The organism is Clostridium sp. KLE 1755 (assembly GCF_000466465.2).
GTDB classification, from domain to species: Bacteria; Bacillota; Clostridia; order Lachnospirales; family Lachnospiraceae; genus Eisenbergiella; species Eisenbergiella porci.
The window spans coordinates 30,017-30,408 of the sequence record NZ_KE992640.1; the positions used below are offsets into that span (position 1 = coordinate 30,017).

The following is a 392-nucleotide window of genomic DNA, read 5'->3' on the forward strand; positions in this document are numbered from 1 at the left end:
CCCGCCGCCGGATCGGCTTTCCCGCAGCCATCCGCTCCGCTACATTCACCGTCCGCGATCTTCACAACCACGCCGCCCTTTACCGTCAGCTCCGGCTCATACCCCAGCCCCCGGTACAAATCCATCAAATATCCAGATACCTCCCGTGTATACCCCGAAGGACTGTCAATCCCCAGCAGCTCCTTCGTCCTCTCCACAATATACTCCGTATATTCCGAATAATCTCTCATATTAAAATGACCTCCATCCATAATTTCTGTTACCAGATTACCACGTTTACCCCTCCAAAACCAGCCCTGGGAGGTAAAAATCTTTGGGATGGCGGGATAAAAGCCGCAGCCCCGTATCAGCCCTCCCCGCCCCCGGGATCGTCCTGCCTTCTTTCCGGGCCG

1 pseudogene is annotated in these 392 nt (G+C 55.6%); it reads right to left on the minus strand.

Annotated features, from left to right (window positions below):
* Positions 1-230: pseudogene (locus HMPREF1548_RS29760) on the minus strand (hypothetical protein); the annotation flags it as partial.
* Positions 231-392: the final 162 nt, after the last annotated feature.